Origin of the sequence: Pseudoxanthomonas sp. Soil82 (genome assembly GCF_040446535.1) — a bacterium.
In the GTDB taxonomy this organism is placed as follows: domain Bacteria; phylum Pseudomonadota; class Gammaproteobacteria; order Xanthomonadales; family Xanthomonadaceae; genus Pseudoxanthomonas; species Pseudoxanthomonas kaohsiungensis.
In genome coordinates this window covers 233,359-248,193 of sequence record NZ_JBEAAK010000004.1, presented here as the reverse complement: position 1 = coordinate 248,193, position 14,835 = coordinate 233,359, and the positions used below count along the sequence as shown (strand labels likewise).

The 14,835-nt window shown below is 68.0% G+C and carries 10 protein-coding genes and 2 tRNA genes; 3 read left to right on the top strand and 9 right to left on the bottom strand.

Annotated elements, in window-relative coordinates; translation table 11 throughout:
- Window positions 1-23: 23 nt before the first annotated feature.
- Window positions 24-2,471, top strand: a complete 2,448-nt coding sequence (locus tag ABKA19_RS12500) for a glycoside hydrolase family 127 protein (RefSeq protein ID WP_353689174.1) — start codon at window positions 24-26, stop codon at window positions 2,469-2,471.
- Between the two features lie 96 nt (window positions 2,472-2,567).
- On the opposite strand, the gene ABKA19_RS12495 is transcribed toward ABKA19_RS12500, so the two are convergent.
- From ABKA19_RS12495 to uvrB, 3 genes are all read right to left on the bottom strand, one after another.
- Complete coding sequence (locus tag ABKA19_RS12495; RefSeq protein WP_353689173.1) at window positions 2,568-4,118, bottom strand: alpha-N-arabinofuranosidase; 1,551 nt, start codon at window positions 4,116-4,118, stop codon at window positions 2,568-2,570.
- A 402-nt stretch (window positions 4,119-4,520) separates the two neighbouring features.
- Window positions 4,521-4,595, bottom strand: a tRNA-Val gene (locus ABKA19_RS12490).
- Between the two features lie 233 nt (window positions 4,596-4,828).
- Complete coding sequence (gene uvrB / locus ABKA19_RS12485) at window positions 4,829-6,859, bottom strand: excinuclease ABC subunit UvrB (RefSeq protein ID WP_353689172.1); 2,031 nt, start codon at window positions 6,857-6,859, stop codon at window positions 4,829-4,831.
- A gap of 365 nt (window positions 6,860-7,224) precedes the next feature.
- On the opposite strand from uvrB, the gene ABKA19_RS12480 reads away from it, so the two are divergent.
- Window positions 7,225-7,767, top strand: a complete 543-nt coding sequence (locus tag ABKA19_RS12480) for a GspH/FimT family pseudopilin (RefSeq protein ID WP_353689171.1) — start codon at window positions 7,225-7,227, stop codon at window positions 7,765-7,767.
- Window positions 7,768-7,860: 93 nt separating this feature from the next.
- Window positions 7,861-7,937: transfer RNA gene (locus tag ABKA19_RS12475), tRNA-Asn, on the top strand.
- A gap of 88 nt (window positions 7,938-8,025) precedes the next feature.
- On the opposite strand, the gene ABKA19_RS12470 is transcribed toward ABKA19_RS12475, so the two are convergent.
- Genes ABKA19_RS12470 through ABKA19_RS12445 form a run of 6 tightly spaced genes read right to left on the bottom strand, consistent with a single transcriptional unit; the run spans window position 8,026 to window position 14,738 of the window.
- The gene (locus ABKA19_RS12470) at window positions 8,026-8,436 is read right to left on the bottom strand and encodes a type IV pilin protein (protein WP_353689170.1); all 411 of its coding nucleotides are present in this window, start codon (window positions 8,434-8,436) and stop codon (window positions 8,026-8,028) included.
- 41 nt (window positions 8,437-8,477) lie between these two features.
- Window positions 8,478-12,146 (bottom strand): pilus assembly protein, encoded by a 3,669-nt coding sequence (locus tag ABKA19_RS12465; RefSeq protein ID WP_353689169.1) that lies wholly within the window; start codon window positions 12,144-12,146, stop codon window positions 8,478-8,480.
- A 10-nt stretch (window positions 12,147-12,156) separates the two neighbouring features.
- Window positions 12,157-12,684: a pilus assembly PilX family protein gene (locus ABKA19_RS12460; protein WP_353689168.1), complete on the bottom strand. Its 528-nt coding sequence runs from the start codon at window positions 12,682-12,684 to the stop codon at window positions 12,157-12,159.
- Between the two features lie 4 nt (window positions 12,685-12,688).
- Window positions 12,689-13,750: a PilW family protein gene (locus ABKA19_RS12455; RefSeq protein ID WP_353689167.1), complete on the bottom strand. Its 1,062-nt coding sequence runs from the start codon at window positions 13,748-13,750 to the stop codon at window positions 12,689-12,691.
- Window positions 13,747-14,235: a type IV pilus modification protein PilV gene (gene pilV, locus ABKA19_RS12450; protein WP_353689166.1), complete on the bottom strand. Its 489-nt coding sequence runs from the start codon at window positions 14,233-14,235 to the stop codon at window positions 13,747-13,749. Before pilV ends, ABKA19_RS12455 begins: the two co-directional genes overlap by 4 nt.
- Window positions 14,232-14,738 carry a GspH/FimT family pseudopilin gene (locus ABKA19_RS12445; protein ID WP_353689165.1) on the bottom strand — a complete coding sequence of 169 codons (507 nt, stop codon included), beginning with the start codon at window positions 14,736-14,738 and terminating at the stop codon, window positions 14,232-14,234. Before ABKA19_RS12445 ends, pilV begins: the two co-directional genes overlap by 4 nt.
- Between the last annotated feature and the right edge of the window lie 97 nt (window positions 14,739-14,835).

Genomic DNA, 14,835 nt, shown 5'->3' with positions numbered 1-14,835 from the left:
GGAAGGGGGCTTTTTCTTCGGCCATGAGCGCGGCCAAGCCCGGCCCGGCAGTCGGCCGCCGCGGCTTCATCGCCGCGCTCGGCACCGCCGCACTGGCGCCCTGGCTCCCGCGGCAGGCATGGGCGGCGCCGCCGGCGACGGTGGCAACGGTGGCCGCCGAGCCGTTTCCGCTGTCGGCGATCACCCTGGGCGATGGCGCCTTCGCCCACGCCAGCGCGCTGAACCTGCGCTACCTGGCCGCGCTCGACATCGACCGCCTGCTGGCGCCGTACCGCGCCGCGGCCGGGCTGCCGCGGCGCGCGGACAACTATCCCAACTGGGAATCGATGGGGCTGGACGGCCACACCGCCGGCCACTACCTGAGCGCACTGTCGCAGCAGGCCGCGCAAGGCCACGCCGGCATGCGCCAGCGGCTGCAGGCCATGCTCGCCGGCCTGGCCGAATGCCAGCGCGCGAACGGCGACGGCTACCTCGGCGGCGTGCCGGACGGACGCCGGCTGTGGGACCGCATCGCCGCAGGCGACTTCCAGGCCGAGGCGTTCTCGCTGGAGGGCGCCTGGGTGCCGTTCTACAACCTGCACAAGATGTACGCGGGCCTGCGCGACGCGTGGTGGGTCGCCGGCGAGGCATCGGCGCGCAGCATGCTGGTCGCCTTCGCCGACTGGGCCGATGCGCTGGTGGCCGGCCTGGACGACGTGCAGCTGCAGCGCATCCTCGACACCGAGCACGGCGGCATGAACGAGGTCCTGGCCGACGTTGCAGCGATCACCGGTAACCGGCGCTATCTGGCCCTGGCCCGGCGCTTCAGCCACCGCGCGATCCTCGAGCCGCTGCTGCGCGGCGAAGACCGCCTGGATGGCCTGCACGCGAACACCCAGATCCCCAAGGTGATCGGCTTCGCCCGCATCGGCGAGCTGGACGGCGATGCGGCCTGGATCGACGCGGCGCGCTTCTTCTGGGATACGGTGGTGCAGCGGCGCAGCATCGCCTTCGGCGGCAACAGCGTGCGCGAACACTTCAACCCGGCCAGCGACTTCGCGCCGATGGTGGCCTCGCGCGAGGGCCCGGAAACCTGCAACAGCTACAACATGCTGCGCCTGACCCAGCTGCTGCACCGGCTCGGCCCGCAGCCGCGCTACGCCGACTTCTACGAGCGCACGCTGTACAACCACATCCTGTCGACCCAGCATCCCGGGCACGGCGGCCTGGTCTACTTCACCCCGGTGCGGCCGCGCCACTACCGGGTGTATTCGCAGCCCCAGGAATGCTTCTGGTGCTGCGTGGGCAGCGGCATCGAGAACCACGGCCGGCACGGCGCCTTCGCCTACACCCGGGGCAGGGACGGATTGGCGGTCAACCTGTACATGGCCTCGCGGCTGCACTGGCGCGAGCGCGGGCTGCAGCTGGAACAGGCGACAGGCTTTCCCGAGCAGCCGCGCAGCGTGCTGCGCCTGCGCCTGGACGAGCCGCAGGCGTTCGCGCTGGACCTGCGCCATCCGCACTGGCTGGACGGGCCCATGCGGGTCAAGGTGAACGGCACGCCGTGGCCACTTTCCTCGACGCCGGCGTCGTGGGCGCGCATCGAGCGCCGCTGGAGCGACGGCGACACCGTCGAGGTCGAACTGCCGATGCGCACCCGCATCGAGAACCTGCCCGACGGTTCGGACTGGGTGGCGGTGATGCACGGCCCGCTGATGCTGGCCGCGCGTACCGGCACCGAGGACCTGGAGGGACTCGTCGCCGATTCCGGCCGCGGCAGCCATATCGCCCCCGGGCCGTACCAGCCACTGGACCGCGCGCCGATGCTGGTCGGCGAGCGCGATGCGCTGGCCGCCGGCATCGTGCCGGTGGCGGGCGAGCCGCTGGTGTTCAGCGCCGACGCCCTGGTCCGCCCGGCCGGATCCGGCACGCTGCGCCTGGAGCCGCTGCACCGCGTGCACGACGCGCGCTACATGGCCTACTGGCGGACCACGACCGCCGCCGGGTACCCGGCGGTGGTCGCCACGATCGAGGCTGCGGAGCGCGAACGCCAGGCCCTGGACGCCCGCACCCTGGACCGGGTGCAGCCCGGGGAACAACAGCCGGAGGTCGAGCATGGCTACCGCGGCCGCGACTCGGCCACTGGTATGCACCTGGGCCGGCACTGGCGCGATGCGGGCGACGCATTCGCGTATCGCCTGTCCGTGCCACCCGGCCGCGGCGGCGACGCCCCGCTCGCGCTGCAGCTGACCCTGTTCGGCGGCGAGTGGCAGGCGGCGATGGACGTGCAGGTCGACGGCGCCACCCTGGCCACGGTGCTGCTGGACGGGTCGGGCGTGGACGACTTCATCGAGCGCCAGGTCGCGCTGCCACCGGCGCTGGCCGAGGCCGCGCGCGAGGGCGGTATCGAGGTACGGTTCGTCGCCCGCGACGGCCGCCGCACGCCACGGCTGTTCGACCTGCGGCTGCTGCGCGTCGACGCTTCGCCCTAGCGGTTCGCGCCTGGCGGACGTGCCGCAAGGCGCGCGGCACTGACTGATCCTGTACGCCGCGGCCGGTCGCGATGCACCGCGACCGGCCGACGTCGATCAGCGCGGCTTCAACCCCACCACCGCCACCGAATGCGGCGGCAGGCGCAGCGTCGTGCCCTCGAGTTTCGCCGGCGCAGGCGCCACGGTCCGCGCCGCATCGAAGGTGTTGACCGAATCCATGCGCGGCGCGGCCAGCAGCTGGCCGGTGGCCGATGCGGCATCGAAGCCGGGCACGTCCAGGCCGATCTCCACCGGGCGCGTCGCGTCGACGTTGGTCACCGCCACCCACAGCATGCCCTGCGCGTCCTTCGCCGCGATCGCGTCCACGCGTGGCAGGACGATGTCGCCGACCTTGTAGCTGCCCTTGTCGAAGGCCACCGGTACGAAGGTCGCGTCCTGGAACGGTACGTACATGTGGAACACGTGGTAGGTCGGGGTCAGCAGCATCTTCTCCTTGTCGGTGAAGATCATCGCCTGCAGCACGTTGACCATCTGCGCGATGTTGGCCATGCGCACGCGCTCGGCGTGGCGGGCGAAGATGTTGATGTTGAGCGCGGCCAGGATCGCGTCGCGCATCGAGTTCTGCTGCACCAGGAAGCCGGGCGTGCTGCCTTCGGTGGGCGCCAGCCACGAGCCCCATTCGTCCACCACCAGCGCGACCTTCTTCTCCGGGTCGTACTTGTCCATGATCGCCGAATGGGTGCGGATCAGCTGGTCCATGCCCAGTGTTTCCTGCAGGAACTTCGCGTACTCGGCCTCGCCGAAGCCGGTGGCCTTGACGCTCGGCGGCCAGCCGTTGACGGTGTAGTTGTGCAGCGACAGGCCGTCGAGGTTCCAGCTCCAGACCCGCTCGGACCAGGCCTTCATCACCGCCTCGGTGTACTCGGTCTTGGCGCCATCCGGACCGACCGCGATCTGCTTCATCTTCTGCGACGGGTCGTAGTTGCGCGTGTAGCGCGCGAACACCTTCATCAGGTCGACGTAGTAGTCGCCGGACATGGCCCCGCCGCAACCCCAGTTCTCGTTGCCCAGGCCGACGAACGGCACCTGGAACGCTTCCTTGCGGCCGTTGGCGATGCGCTCCTTGGCCAGCGCGGTCGGGTGCACCGCGGTCATGTACTCCAGCCAGTCCGCCGCTTCCTGCACCGTGCCCGAGCCGACGTTGACCGATATGTAGGCGTCGGCGCCGACCTGCTCGATGAAATCGAAGAACTCGTGGGTGCCGAACTCGTTCGGCTCCATCACCCCGCCCCAGTTGGTGTTGACCATCGCCCGGCGCTGGTCCTTCGGGCCGATGCCGTTGCGCCAGTGGTACTCGTCGGCGAAGCAGCCGCCCGGCCAGCGGATGTTCGGGACCTTGAGGTCGCGCAACGCGGCGACGACGTCGTTGCGGACGCCGCGGGTATTGGGGATCTTCGAATCCTTGCCGACCCAGATGCCCTCGTAGATGCCATGGCCGAGGTGCTCGGCGAACTGGCCGAAGATGTGGCGGTCGATCTTCGCGCCGGGCTTGCCGGCGTCGACCTTCAGCACCACGTCCTGGGCGAAGGCGGGAACCGCCGCGATGCTGGCGATGGCGATGGCCAACAGGGTCGAACGGATGCGCATGGACCTCTCCTCTGGACTCGGCGGATGCAGCGGCAAGCGGCGCGGCTGCGAAGCGGGAACCGGAGGGGCATGGGACAACGCGGTATACCGCCCCGGCGGGCGGTGGCCGTCGGATCACGCACGCAACGGCCACCAGGTGGGTCCGACGCGCCAGGCGATCCGGTCCGGTCCGTCCCGCCCTCTCCCCGGGCCCGGACCGCTCCGCGACAATGCGTGATCCCGCCAATACGATCCAATGACAATTGCCCGGTTTTCGATATCCGGATTGCTATCGAAGAGGCGGCAGTTCCATCGCGCAAGGACGGCATCCGCAACGCATCCGCCCGCGGCCATGCCGCCGGGACGGCGACCCGCTCGAAAACAGGGGATGAAATCCACCGCGCCCGCGAAGGGGGACCGCAGTGGTGGGCGGTACAGGGTTCGAACCTGTGACCCCTACCATGTCAAGGTAGTGCTCTACCGCTGAGCTAACCGCCCGGTGCTGCACACGCTGCGCGGATTGCCCGCGACAGGGGCGCGCATTCTACCCCGCCGGCGTGCCCGGCCACAACCGGAGCCGGCCACCCGTCCAAGCCCGGGCCAAACGGCCCGTAGAGCCGGGCTTGCCCGGCTACCCACGCCTGCCGGAGAAGAGGGACGGGGAAGGCAGCGGGGCGAGCCCCGCTCTACGGGTTGATCGCGGGTGGCGCGGAACCACGGGCGCAGGCGCCTCAGCCGGCGAGGCTGGCTTCCTTCAGCCGCCGGATCTGGTCGCGCACGCGGGCGGCGTCCTCGAACTCCAGGTCGCGGGCGTGCTGGTACATGCGTTGCTCCAGCTCCTGGATCCGCCGCGCGGCCTGGACCGGGTCCATCGCCGCGTAGTCGGCCGCCTGCTCGGCCACCTGGCGCGCGGCCGCCTTGCCGCGCGACTTCCCGCCCCGGGACTCCCCGGGCTCGGCCCGGGCGCCCTCCATCACGTCCATGATCGGCCGCACCACCTGCCGCGGCACGATGCCGTGGGCGGCGTTGTACTCCTCCTGCTTCTCGCGGCGCCGGTTGGTCTCCTCGATCGCCGCCTGCATCGAGCGGGTGATCCTGTCGGCGTACAGGATCGCGGTCCCGCGCAGGTTGCGCGCGGCGCGGCCGATGGTCTGGATCAGCGAGCCGGTCGAGCGCAGGAAGCCCTCCTTGTCCGCGTCCAGGATCGCGACCAGCGAGACCTCGGGCATGTCCAGGCCCTCGCGCAGCAGGTTGATGCCGACCAGCACGTCGAACCGGCCCAGGCGCAGGTCGCGGATGATCTCCACCCGCTCCACCGTCTCCACGTCCGAATGCAGGTAGCGGACCTTGATCCCGTGCTCGGACAGGTAGTCGGTCAGGTTCTCGGCCATGCGCTTGGTCAGGGTGGTGACCAGCACGCGGTCGCCGTCGGCCACGCGCTTGTTGATCTCGCCCATCAGGTCGTCGACCTGGGTGGCAACCGGGCGGATCTCCACGCGCGGGTCGACCAGGCCGGTCGGTCGCACCACCAGCTCGGTCACCTGGTCGCCGGCCTCGCGCTGCTCGTACGGGCCGGGCGTGGCCGATACGTAGATCGCGCGGGGCGCGCGCGCCTCCCACTCCTCGAACTTCAGCGGCCGGTTGTCCAGCGCCGACGGCAGGCGGAAGCCGAACTCCACCAGCGTTTCCTTGCGCGAACGGTCGCCCTTGTACATCGCGCCGATCTGCGGGATGGTCACGTGCGACTCGTCCACCACCAGCAGCGCGTCGGCCGGCAGGTAGTCGAACAGGGTCGGCGGCGGCTCGCCGGGCGCGTGCCCGGTCAGGTGCCGCGAGTAGTTCTCGATGCCCGAGCAGTAACCGACCTCGGCCATCATCTCCAGGTCGAACTGGGTGCGCTGGGCCAGGCGCTGGGCCTCGACCAGCTTGTTCTGCGCGTAGAGCTGCTCGAGCCGCGCCTTGAGCTCGACCTTGATCGTCTCGATCGCGGCCAGCACGCGCTCGCGGGTGGTCGCGTAGTGGGTCTTCGGGTAGATGGTGAAGCGCGGCAGCTTGCGCAGTACTTCGCCGGTAAGCGGGTCGAACAGGGCGATGTTCTCGATCTCGCCGTCGAACAGTTCGATCCGCACCGCCTCGGCGTCGCTTTCGGCCGGATGCACGTCGACCACCTCGCCGCGCACGCGGAAGGTGCCGCGCTGCAGCTCGTACTCGTTGCGGGTGTACTGCAGCTGGGTCAGGTGGCGCAGCAGCTCGCGCTGGTCGATGCGCTCGCCGCGCGACAGGATCAGCCGCAGCGACAGGTAGTCCTCGGGCGCGCCCAGGCCGTAGATCGCCGACACAGTGCCGACCACCAGCGCGTCCGGGCGCGACAGCAGCGCCTTGGTCGCGGCCAGCCGCATCTGCTCGATGTGGTCGTTGATCGAGCTGTCCTTCTCGATGAAGGTGTCGGTCGAGGGGACGTAGGCCTCGGGCTGGTAGTAGTCGTAGTAGCTGACGAAATACTCGACCGCGTTGTGGGGGAAGAACGCCTTGAACTCGCCGTAGAGCTGGGCGGCCAGGGTCTTGTTCGGCGCCATCACCAGGGTCGGCTTCTGCACCGCCTGGACCACGTTGGCGATGGTGTAGGTCTTGCCGGAGCCGGTCACGCCGAGCAGGACCTGCTTGGCCAGCCCGGCTTCGAAGCCGGCTACGAGCTTGTCGATTGCCTGCGGCTGGTCGCCTGCCGGGGCGTACGGGGACACCAGCTCGAACCGCTCGCTCATGCGCGGGGCGCTACCGTCTTGGGGAGAACGCCAGTATAGACGTGGTGCGTGTCCACGCCGGGTGCAGCCAGTAGGCGGGCGCACGCGCCGGTACCCGGCGCCAGCCCCCTTCAGTCCGGCGCTTGAGCACTCGCCCCGCTCGGGATGCGACCCCGTGCCATCACCGTGGCGCGGTGCCTCTCGCCGCTGCAGGAAGCCTCGTCGTGGCTGGTCGGCGTACCAGCCGCTGTTGCCTGCCGCGCGCTCCGCACGTTCGCGTTCGCGAGGATCGGCGCGTATTCCTACAGCCACCCGCGGCGGCGCCCGATTCCAGGGCCCACCAGGCATCGCCATGCTGAACTCCCCGAGCGAAAAGGAATTCGCCCATGCGCAAGGATGCGCCGGGGCCCGGGGCAGGATTGAGCCTGGTCGAATTGCTGGCCAGCACGGCGGTGCTCGCCATCCTGCTCGGGCTCTCCATGCCCACGTTCAGTGAAACCCTGCGGCGGATGCGCGTTGCGTCGGCCATGCACCAGCTGGGCGCGCAGCTCGCACAGGCCCGCAATACCGCGATCACGCGGCGCACCGTGGTCACCCTTTGCCCGTCGGCTGGTGGTGCCAGGTGCCGGCAGGACGCCGACTGGAGCAGCGGCTGGTTGCTGTACCGCGATCCCGCGCGCGGAGACCATCCACGCAGCGCCGACGACGTCCTGGCCGAGGTGCGCACGCCCTTCCACGACTCCGTGCGCGTATCCGCCAGTGCCGGGCGCCTGCGCGTCCGGTTCCAGCCCGACGGGCGGAGCGGCGGGAGCAATCTCACCTTGAAGGTATGCTCCGGCAGCGAGCTGCAGGGCGAAGTCATCGTCAACAATGTCGGGCGTGCGAGGTCGCACCGCATCGCATCGGGCCTGCCCTGCCCAGCGTCCTGAACGGACCGATTGGACAGGCCAGGCGGTCCGGGCCCCACCTGGGGCCCGGCCGCTTGCCCGTCGGCATGGCCTGCCCCTACAATGTGCGCCCCCGCCCGAATAGCTCAGCCGGTTAGAGCACTTGACTGTTAATCAGGGGGTCGTTGGTTCGAGTCCAACTTCGGGCGCCAGATTCAGGAAAGGCCGCGAGCGATCGCGGCCTTTTTTTGGTCGGTCAGCGACCCTTCCACGGGGCAAGTCATGCTGCCCCGAGGCGAACTACCAACACTCGGCCAGCGACGCAGCCCCACTCTCGGTCTTCAGTCCGGTATTGCTGACCGACAGATTGCCGCAGCGGTCGTCCGCCTGGGCGCCGACCGCAGTCGCCGTCACGACAAGCTGGGTCGCATTCTGCGTTGTCAGAGCGAGCGTGTAGCGGGCTGCCGCGCCAGGCTCACGGGGCGACTGCAGGGTGGGCAGCGCATATCCGACATAGGTGTTGTTGACTGTGAAGAAGCGCTCCGCGCCCTGCATGTACTCCGCCAGGTCCGCCTTGGCCTGCGCCCGTCGCGACTTGCGGACCTGCTCTTGATAGGACGGAACCGCGATAGACGCCAGGATCGCCACCACTGCGATCACTATCATCAGTTCAAGCAGGGTGAAGCCGGCGGCGGCGTTCGAACGCTTCATCAATTGAGTTCCTTTTCGCACGGGGCTTTCTTCTACAGGGATCATCGCACCTGCCTCCAGGACTGCCGCCCGCAGGGCCTTGGCAGGTACATCGCAGGTGCGCCGGCAACACGGATCACCATCGAACACTGAGCTGCCAGCGCACTGTCAATCTCGGCCTGGGTGGCCCCGGCGCCCAGCGGCTGCACGCGCGGTGAGGTCATCACAGCCACGTCCTTCACCGGAGCCGAGCCACCCGTATTAAGCGCCACCGCGCCCGTGGTCGAGCTCGGGGAGCCGCCGGTGGGCGAACCCATTCGGACGGAGGTCATCGCCGCCCCGCCGCTGAGCGCATTCAGGCCATAAAGCCAATTCGTACCGTTCACCGAACAGTCGTCCGCTCCGGTCGCCGAGGGCTCATAAGTAGGGAAGAACACCACCCCGCTCTCGATCCTGGGGTAACCCACCATCCGCTCGCCGGCCGGAAGGTCGATGTACCAGCCGGACTTGCCCGCACCCAGCGCGTCGTTGGTCGTCTGCCGGAACCCGCCGCCATCGGCTCCTACCGTCTGCTGCTGCAGCGACGCGCGCCCAGCGACCGGGAGGCCGCGGTCAAGCACCCCGTACATAGTTTGGATATCCGTGTTCAGCGGATCACCGGTGAAGATGAAACTGCCGGTGCCGAAATAAACCATCACGCCCCCGCCGGGGCCAGTCGCTGCGGTCAGTCCGCCCGTAATGGGCTGGCGCGCCCCGCCGTTCTGAGCGATGAACAGGGGCTCCCCACCCAGATCCACGCTGGCGGTGAGCAGGTCGAACTTCCAGACCGCGCCATTCTGATCGGCCGCATACACCGTATCGGCAAAACCATCGCGGCCGCCAACCCACGCATCGTTCGCCAGGTTGCGGCGTTTGACGTCGACCACTGCGACGTTACCGAGACCATTGTAGGCCGGAGCGGTGGCCTCGCTAGCCACGATCGTGGTCGTGGCGCCGGTGGCGACGTCCACCACGAAGAGGCTCGCCTGCTGGCCGCCGCTGTTGTAGCCGTTGCCGAATATCGCCTTCCAGCTGACCCCACCCGCGGCGGTCTTGAACGGCACGATAACGGGCTGGCCGAGCACATAACCGATGTTGTTCGAGATGCCCGGGTTGCCGGTGATCCGGTCGTTGACCTCCCAGAGCACCTGGATCGAGGACGGGTCGGTAATGTCCAGCGCGAACACGCTGCGGCCACCAGCGCCGGAAGACACCACGGCCACGGTCTTCCACCCCCCCCCCATGTAGACGTCGGACACCGCAATCTGGCCGTCAACGAAGTAGCGGTGATCGAAGTCCTGGTTGCTCTTGTCGTCCGGATCGTACGGGAAAAGCAGGTTTCCCATATGGCTCAGCGACGTAGCCGGTATATAGGCGAACACCTCGTCGCCGCCGCTACCGGTGGCGCGCCCGTCAAACACGTGCAGCATGCCGTCGTTGGCACCGACAAGCACCAGCGGACGGGCCGCGGATGCCTTGGATGCCAAGTAGGTCTCGTAGCTTGAAGCCAAGCTACCGCCGAGGCTTCGGTAGCCGTAGTCGTCTGTGGGTGCGGAAATGACCGGCGACGAGTTGACGATGTCACCGAGGACCGTGGTACGTGTACGGAGGTCTCCTTCGTCGGTGCGATCACCACGAAGGTAGGCGACTGCACGGTCGACCGTCATGGAGCCACCATCCAGCGCGGCAATGCCCGAGGCCGAACAGGCCACCACCTTCAGTGCGTCAGACGCGCCGCACAGGTCGGCCAGCGTCAAAGTGCCGGGAACGAAGCTGCGCACGTCAGGATTCACGCTCGTGGTCGTGACGCCGTAATGGATGTTGCGCGCCGCCGCGCCCTGGGCTTCTATCTTCGCCGCAGCTTCCCAGGCGTTAGCGAAACTGGCCTCTCCAGTCAGCGAATTGGCGGTAACTGTGTAGGCCTGCAGCCTTCCGTACCAGTCGGTGCCATTGTTGGTGGACTCGTAGCGGGGCTCGACGGTGAGCGATCCCGTCCCCACTCGCGACCCGGTAACGCCGATCGTTCCCGAAGGCGACGCACCCTCGTTGACAGTCGCCAGGATGCGCCGCATCGCGGCGGTGATCTCCGCAGGAGAGTTGGCGTTTATGAACTCGCCACGCGAATTGAGCGATGCGTGCCAGATGTCGTCGACGTTCCGTGGATCAAGGTTCATCCCACCGGTCGCGCCCCAGCTTGGCGGGTTGGCATAGGGATCGGCGGTCGCGGCCGCATTCACGTCATAGATCGCGCCGCGCGCGCCCAGGGTCACGCCGTAGAAGTTAACGTGCAAGTTCTCGTTGCAGTCCACGCCATCGGCCGGGGCCCCATCGCACTCGTTGGGCACGGGCACGAAGCCCGCGGGGAGATCCGGCCGCGGGTTGGTGTTGTAGCCGTACATCGCGTAGTCGGCGATCGTGTTGGTCGAGGCGACGCCACCACCATAGGGCGCCGGCTCGCCATTGTCGGCGTCACCCACGTTGAGGATGCCGGTCAAGCCGCTGTTGTTGTCGTTGGTGTAGCCATCCGTGAACAGCATCGCAGCATTCTTCTGGCACTGCAGCGTGATCGGCGCCGCGTCGTCCGTGCGCTGGAACTGCTTGATCATGTAGGCGGTGGCGCGGCGCGTCGGGGTATTGCCGGAAGCGTCGAGCCCACGCATTGCCGCGTACAGGGCATCTCGGTCTGCCTGCACGTTCAGATCGCGCATCGCCACGTCTCCGGTGGGAGGCGAGGGATTGATGCGGAACACACCTACGCGCATGCGCGAGAAGTCGGCCAGCGAATGGGTCATCGCCGCGATCATCGCGCGGTTGCGGTTGCCGTAGTACGTCCACCAGTTCGCGAAGTTCTGGACCGCCTCGGCACCACCCGTGGTGAAGTTCGATGCCAGGTAGTCGTAACGGTACATGTCAGCACCGTTGGGACCAGCCCCCCGCACCAGCACGCGCTTGGTGATGTCGAAGCCGGCCGGGGCTGGCGCAGTGGTATCCAGGTACACGCGCGCCGGGTAATAGCGGAACTGGATGTTGCAGTTCGAGTCCAGCGTCTTTTCGCTGGTGTACTGCACCCAAGCGTTCTCTGTGGTCGTGCTGCCCGGCGCGCGGTCGCAAGCATCGTTGTTGTAGACCCACGTGCCAGCGGGAACAACCTTGCCGTTCAACCAGTTTTCGCTGGTCGTCAGATAGTTCGTGAAGTCGTAGGTGGTAAACGGATTGGCGGCGCCAACCCCTGCTCCACGCGGATCCTCCGCTGCGGCAGCGGGATCGGCGTCTGCTTCAAGCGCCTCGGTCGAAGTGTGCCAAGGCAAGTACTGCACGGTCGGATCAAAGAAGGCACGGTTGTAGGTGGGGTTGCGAAGCGCGCCGTAGTAGTCGGCGTTGTAGCCGCCATCCATGTGCTTGGTGATGGCGGTGCCGCCCGACTCGCGCAGGTCCGCGCCATTGAAGAAGCTGCCGTTGTTAAAGTAGCCGGGGCCGGTAGCCGTCCTGAACAGCGTTTCGTCGGTACTCATGGAGCCTGAGTTATCCACCCCCATGATGAACGCGGGCGGGATCACGTTGGTGATGTTCATCGGCGCCTGCGCCAACTCCGGCGGCACCGCCTGCGCGGTCAGGTACAGCCCGTAGCCACCGGCGAGGACGGCGACCATGGCGGCGGAAATTGCTGCGATTTGCGTGCGACGGAGCGCCATGGCTGGCTCCTCAGGGCCGGAAGATGGTGTCGACCGCCGCATTCGCGGTGGCTGCGGCGTTGGTGGCGTAGACGGTCACTTGGTAAACGGGGTTGGGGTCCTCGTTCACCGGACCTGTGCCCATGCTCAACTCGGAATTGCCCGAGATGCAGGGCCCGATGGCACGCACGTTCACGCGATTGACTTGGGGCACGTCCGTGGACATCTCCGCTGCCCAGTTGGTCGCGTCGAAGCCGTCATCGCAGATCTGCTGGATGGCGGTCGCACCCGCGGCGCATGCGCCGTCGCGGTTCACCACGCCCTCGATGAAGCATTCGCGCAGGCGCACGTCGGCCTCGGCGGCCTGGAAGGCCTGGTTGACGCCCAGGTAGTTGGCCGCCATGCGTTCCTGCAGGCCCGCCACCTGCATGCCGGCGATACCGAGCAGCGCGAGCAGGATCAGGATCATCAATGCAACGTACAACGCCGCACCGCCCTGCTTGCCTGGCCTGGAAGTGGTGGTGCGGCGCTCGCGCCGGATGGGAAGACTTGGGTGCATGGTGTCAGTTCCCGTAGAGGCGGTTGCGCAGGGCAATCGAACTTTCGTAGGCGACGCGATAGCGGCCATCGGCCGGTGTGGCCGCGACGACGCCGAACAGCGTCGGCGCATTTGCTGCCTGCGCCTGGGCGGATGCGGCGGGATTCGGGCTGACCGCCAGCAGGGCAACCTGTACCTGGCCCACCCGCCGCCATTCCGCTTCGCTCGCGCCCACGCCGCCCGCCGCCGCCTGGGTCAGGATGTAGCCTGCGGGATTGGTGGCTGGATTGCGGTCCAGGCCATAGCGGAATTGCAGGTCCTCGATGCCTTCCACCAGTTCCTCAGCCGTGGTGGAACCGTCGGTATTGATGCGCGCGCGCCACAGCGAAGGCCGCCCGCCCGCGCCCAAGCCAATGTAGTAGACCACCGCTTCACCACGATAGAGCATCGTTGGCCCACCCTCCGGGCTGGCACCATAGCGCGCGAGGTCAACGGTCGCAGGCAGCGTGACGCGACCCGCACCAGCGTTGATGGCGGTTGCCGCGAACACATCGGCGAACGCGCAATCCGCGACGCCGAACACGGTCGGGGCGGCGACGCCACTGTCGGTGAGGACGTTCCACTTGGCCGGATCCACGTCCACCGTGCCGGCAGCCGCATCGATCCCGGTGATCGGGATCCCGTTCCCGCTCATGAAGCGCAACACCAGCGAGTCGGTACCGGCGACACGCGCAGGTGCCAACACCACGCCGGGCGGGGAGGCATTGTCGTAACCCCGCACCGAAAAACCGAAGTCCATTGGACCGTTGGCTACGAAATGAGAGGTCAGCGCGCCAGCGATCTGCCGCCGGGCCTGGTCATTGACGCACCCGAAGTGGCCGGCCATGCGTACGTCGCGCTGCAGATAATCAAGCGCGAAGCGCGCATTCTCCTGCGTTCGCGACATGCCCTCTGACAGCTGGTAGGCCGCGCGGGACGCGCTGAAAACCTGGACCACGCCGAGCATCAGGATGCTGCCGATCAGCAGCGCGATCATCAGTTCGATCAGCGACAGCCCGCTTTCGTGCCATGGGTTAATCTGCTTCACAGGCGGGTCACCGTGGTAAATGTCTGGTTGCCTTCGGCGGCCGAAACGGTGCCGTCGCGGTCGGCGTCGTTCCAGCGCTCGTCGCCCCAGGTGATCGCAACGGTGACCTGCCCCGCATTGACCGCAACGTTAGCCGTGGAGCCGGCGCCGAGCGCCTTGCCGAGCCGACATTCCCAGACCGTCCGATACGCATCGGCCGAGACCGCGCCCGTAGGCGTGCAGCCGGCCGTGGTTCCGGTGTAGTTGCCCACGTACTGCACCGCCGCGAGGCGATTGACCCGGATCTGGTCGAGCATGTCGTAGGCCAGGTTCGTGGCCTGGGTCCGCTGATTGGCGCTCTGGGTGAAACGCACGCTCATGGTCTGCAGCAGCGCGAAGCCGAGCAGGCCCAGCCCCAGCACCAACACCGCCACCATGACTTCGACCAGGCTGAAGCCGGCCACCTGACGACGACCCAACTGCCCCGACCGCCCACGCCGACTCATGCGCATGCTCCCTGGGTGACCCGGCTCTGGCCGGTGGTGTTGACCAGCAGGCAACGGGCCACGCCAGCGTCATCCGAGGCGGCGACGGCGATCTGCGTGGCGCCGTTCTGGGTGCGGCCCTGGGTGGTGAACTGCACCCCGGCATTGGGCCCGGTAATAGCCATGCGCTCCTTCGGCTGGATGTACCGCACCACCGTCCTGACTACGACGCCACCGGCAGCCCGGTCGTCGCGCCAGACGATCCAGCCGCTCGCCCAATCGGTGGTTCCCGCGCACGTCGCGCCATCAGCACTGGCACATATGCCGGCCGGACCGAGGCCACGGATCGCCTCGGTCCTGGCAAGAGAGAGCGAGGCGAGCAGCTCATTGCTGGTGGTGACCACCCGGTTGGACCTGAGGCTGGCCTGGAAACTCGGCAGTGCCAACCCCATCAGGACCGCCACCACGGCGACGGCGATCATCAGCTCGACCAGGGTGAAACCGGACTGGCGCGTGGATGGCATGCGGACGTTCCCCAACGTGACCCCGCCGAGCCTATCCGGCTACCGGGCAGAATCAATGGGGTCCGGGATGAACGGTCAGTCTGGCGGGAGGGACGGA

Coding starts and splice junctions, on each gene's coding strand:
- ABKA19_RS12500 (WP_353689174.1), top strand. CDS start 24: ATGAGCGCGGCCAAGCCCGGCCCGGCAGTCGGCCGCCGCGGCTTCATC.
- ABKA19_RS12495 (WP_353689173.1), bottom strand. CDS start 4,118: ATGCGCATCCGTTCGACCCTGTTGGCCATCGCCATCGCCAGCATCGCG.
- uvrB (WP_353689172.1), bottom strand. CDS start 6,859: ATGAGCGAGCGGTTCGAGCTGGTGTCCCCGTACGCCCCGGCAGGCGAC.
- ABKA19_RS12480 (WP_353689171.1), top strand. CDS start 7,225: ATGCGCAAGGATGCGCCGGGGCCCGGGGCAGGATTGAGCCTGGTCGAA.
- ABKA19_RS12470 (WP_353689170.1), bottom strand. CDS start 8,436: ATGAAGCGTTCGAACGCCGCCGCCGGCTTCACCCTGCTTGAACTGATG.
- ABKA19_RS12465 (WP_353689169.1), bottom strand. CDS start 12,146: ATGGCGCTCCGTCGCACGCAAATCGCAGCAATTTCCGCCGCCATGGTC.
- ABKA19_RS12460 (WP_353689168.1), bottom strand. CDS start 12,684: ATGCACCCAAGTCTTCCCATCCGGCGCGAGCGCCGCACCACCACTTCC.
- pilV (WP_353689166.1), bottom strand. CDS start 14,235: ATGAGTCGGCGTGGGCGGTCGGGGCAGTTGGGTCGTCGTCAGGTGGCC.
- ABKA19_RS12445 (WP_353689165.1), bottom strand. CDS start 14,738: ATGCCATCCACGCGCCAGTCCGGTTTCACCCTGGTCGAGCTGATGATC.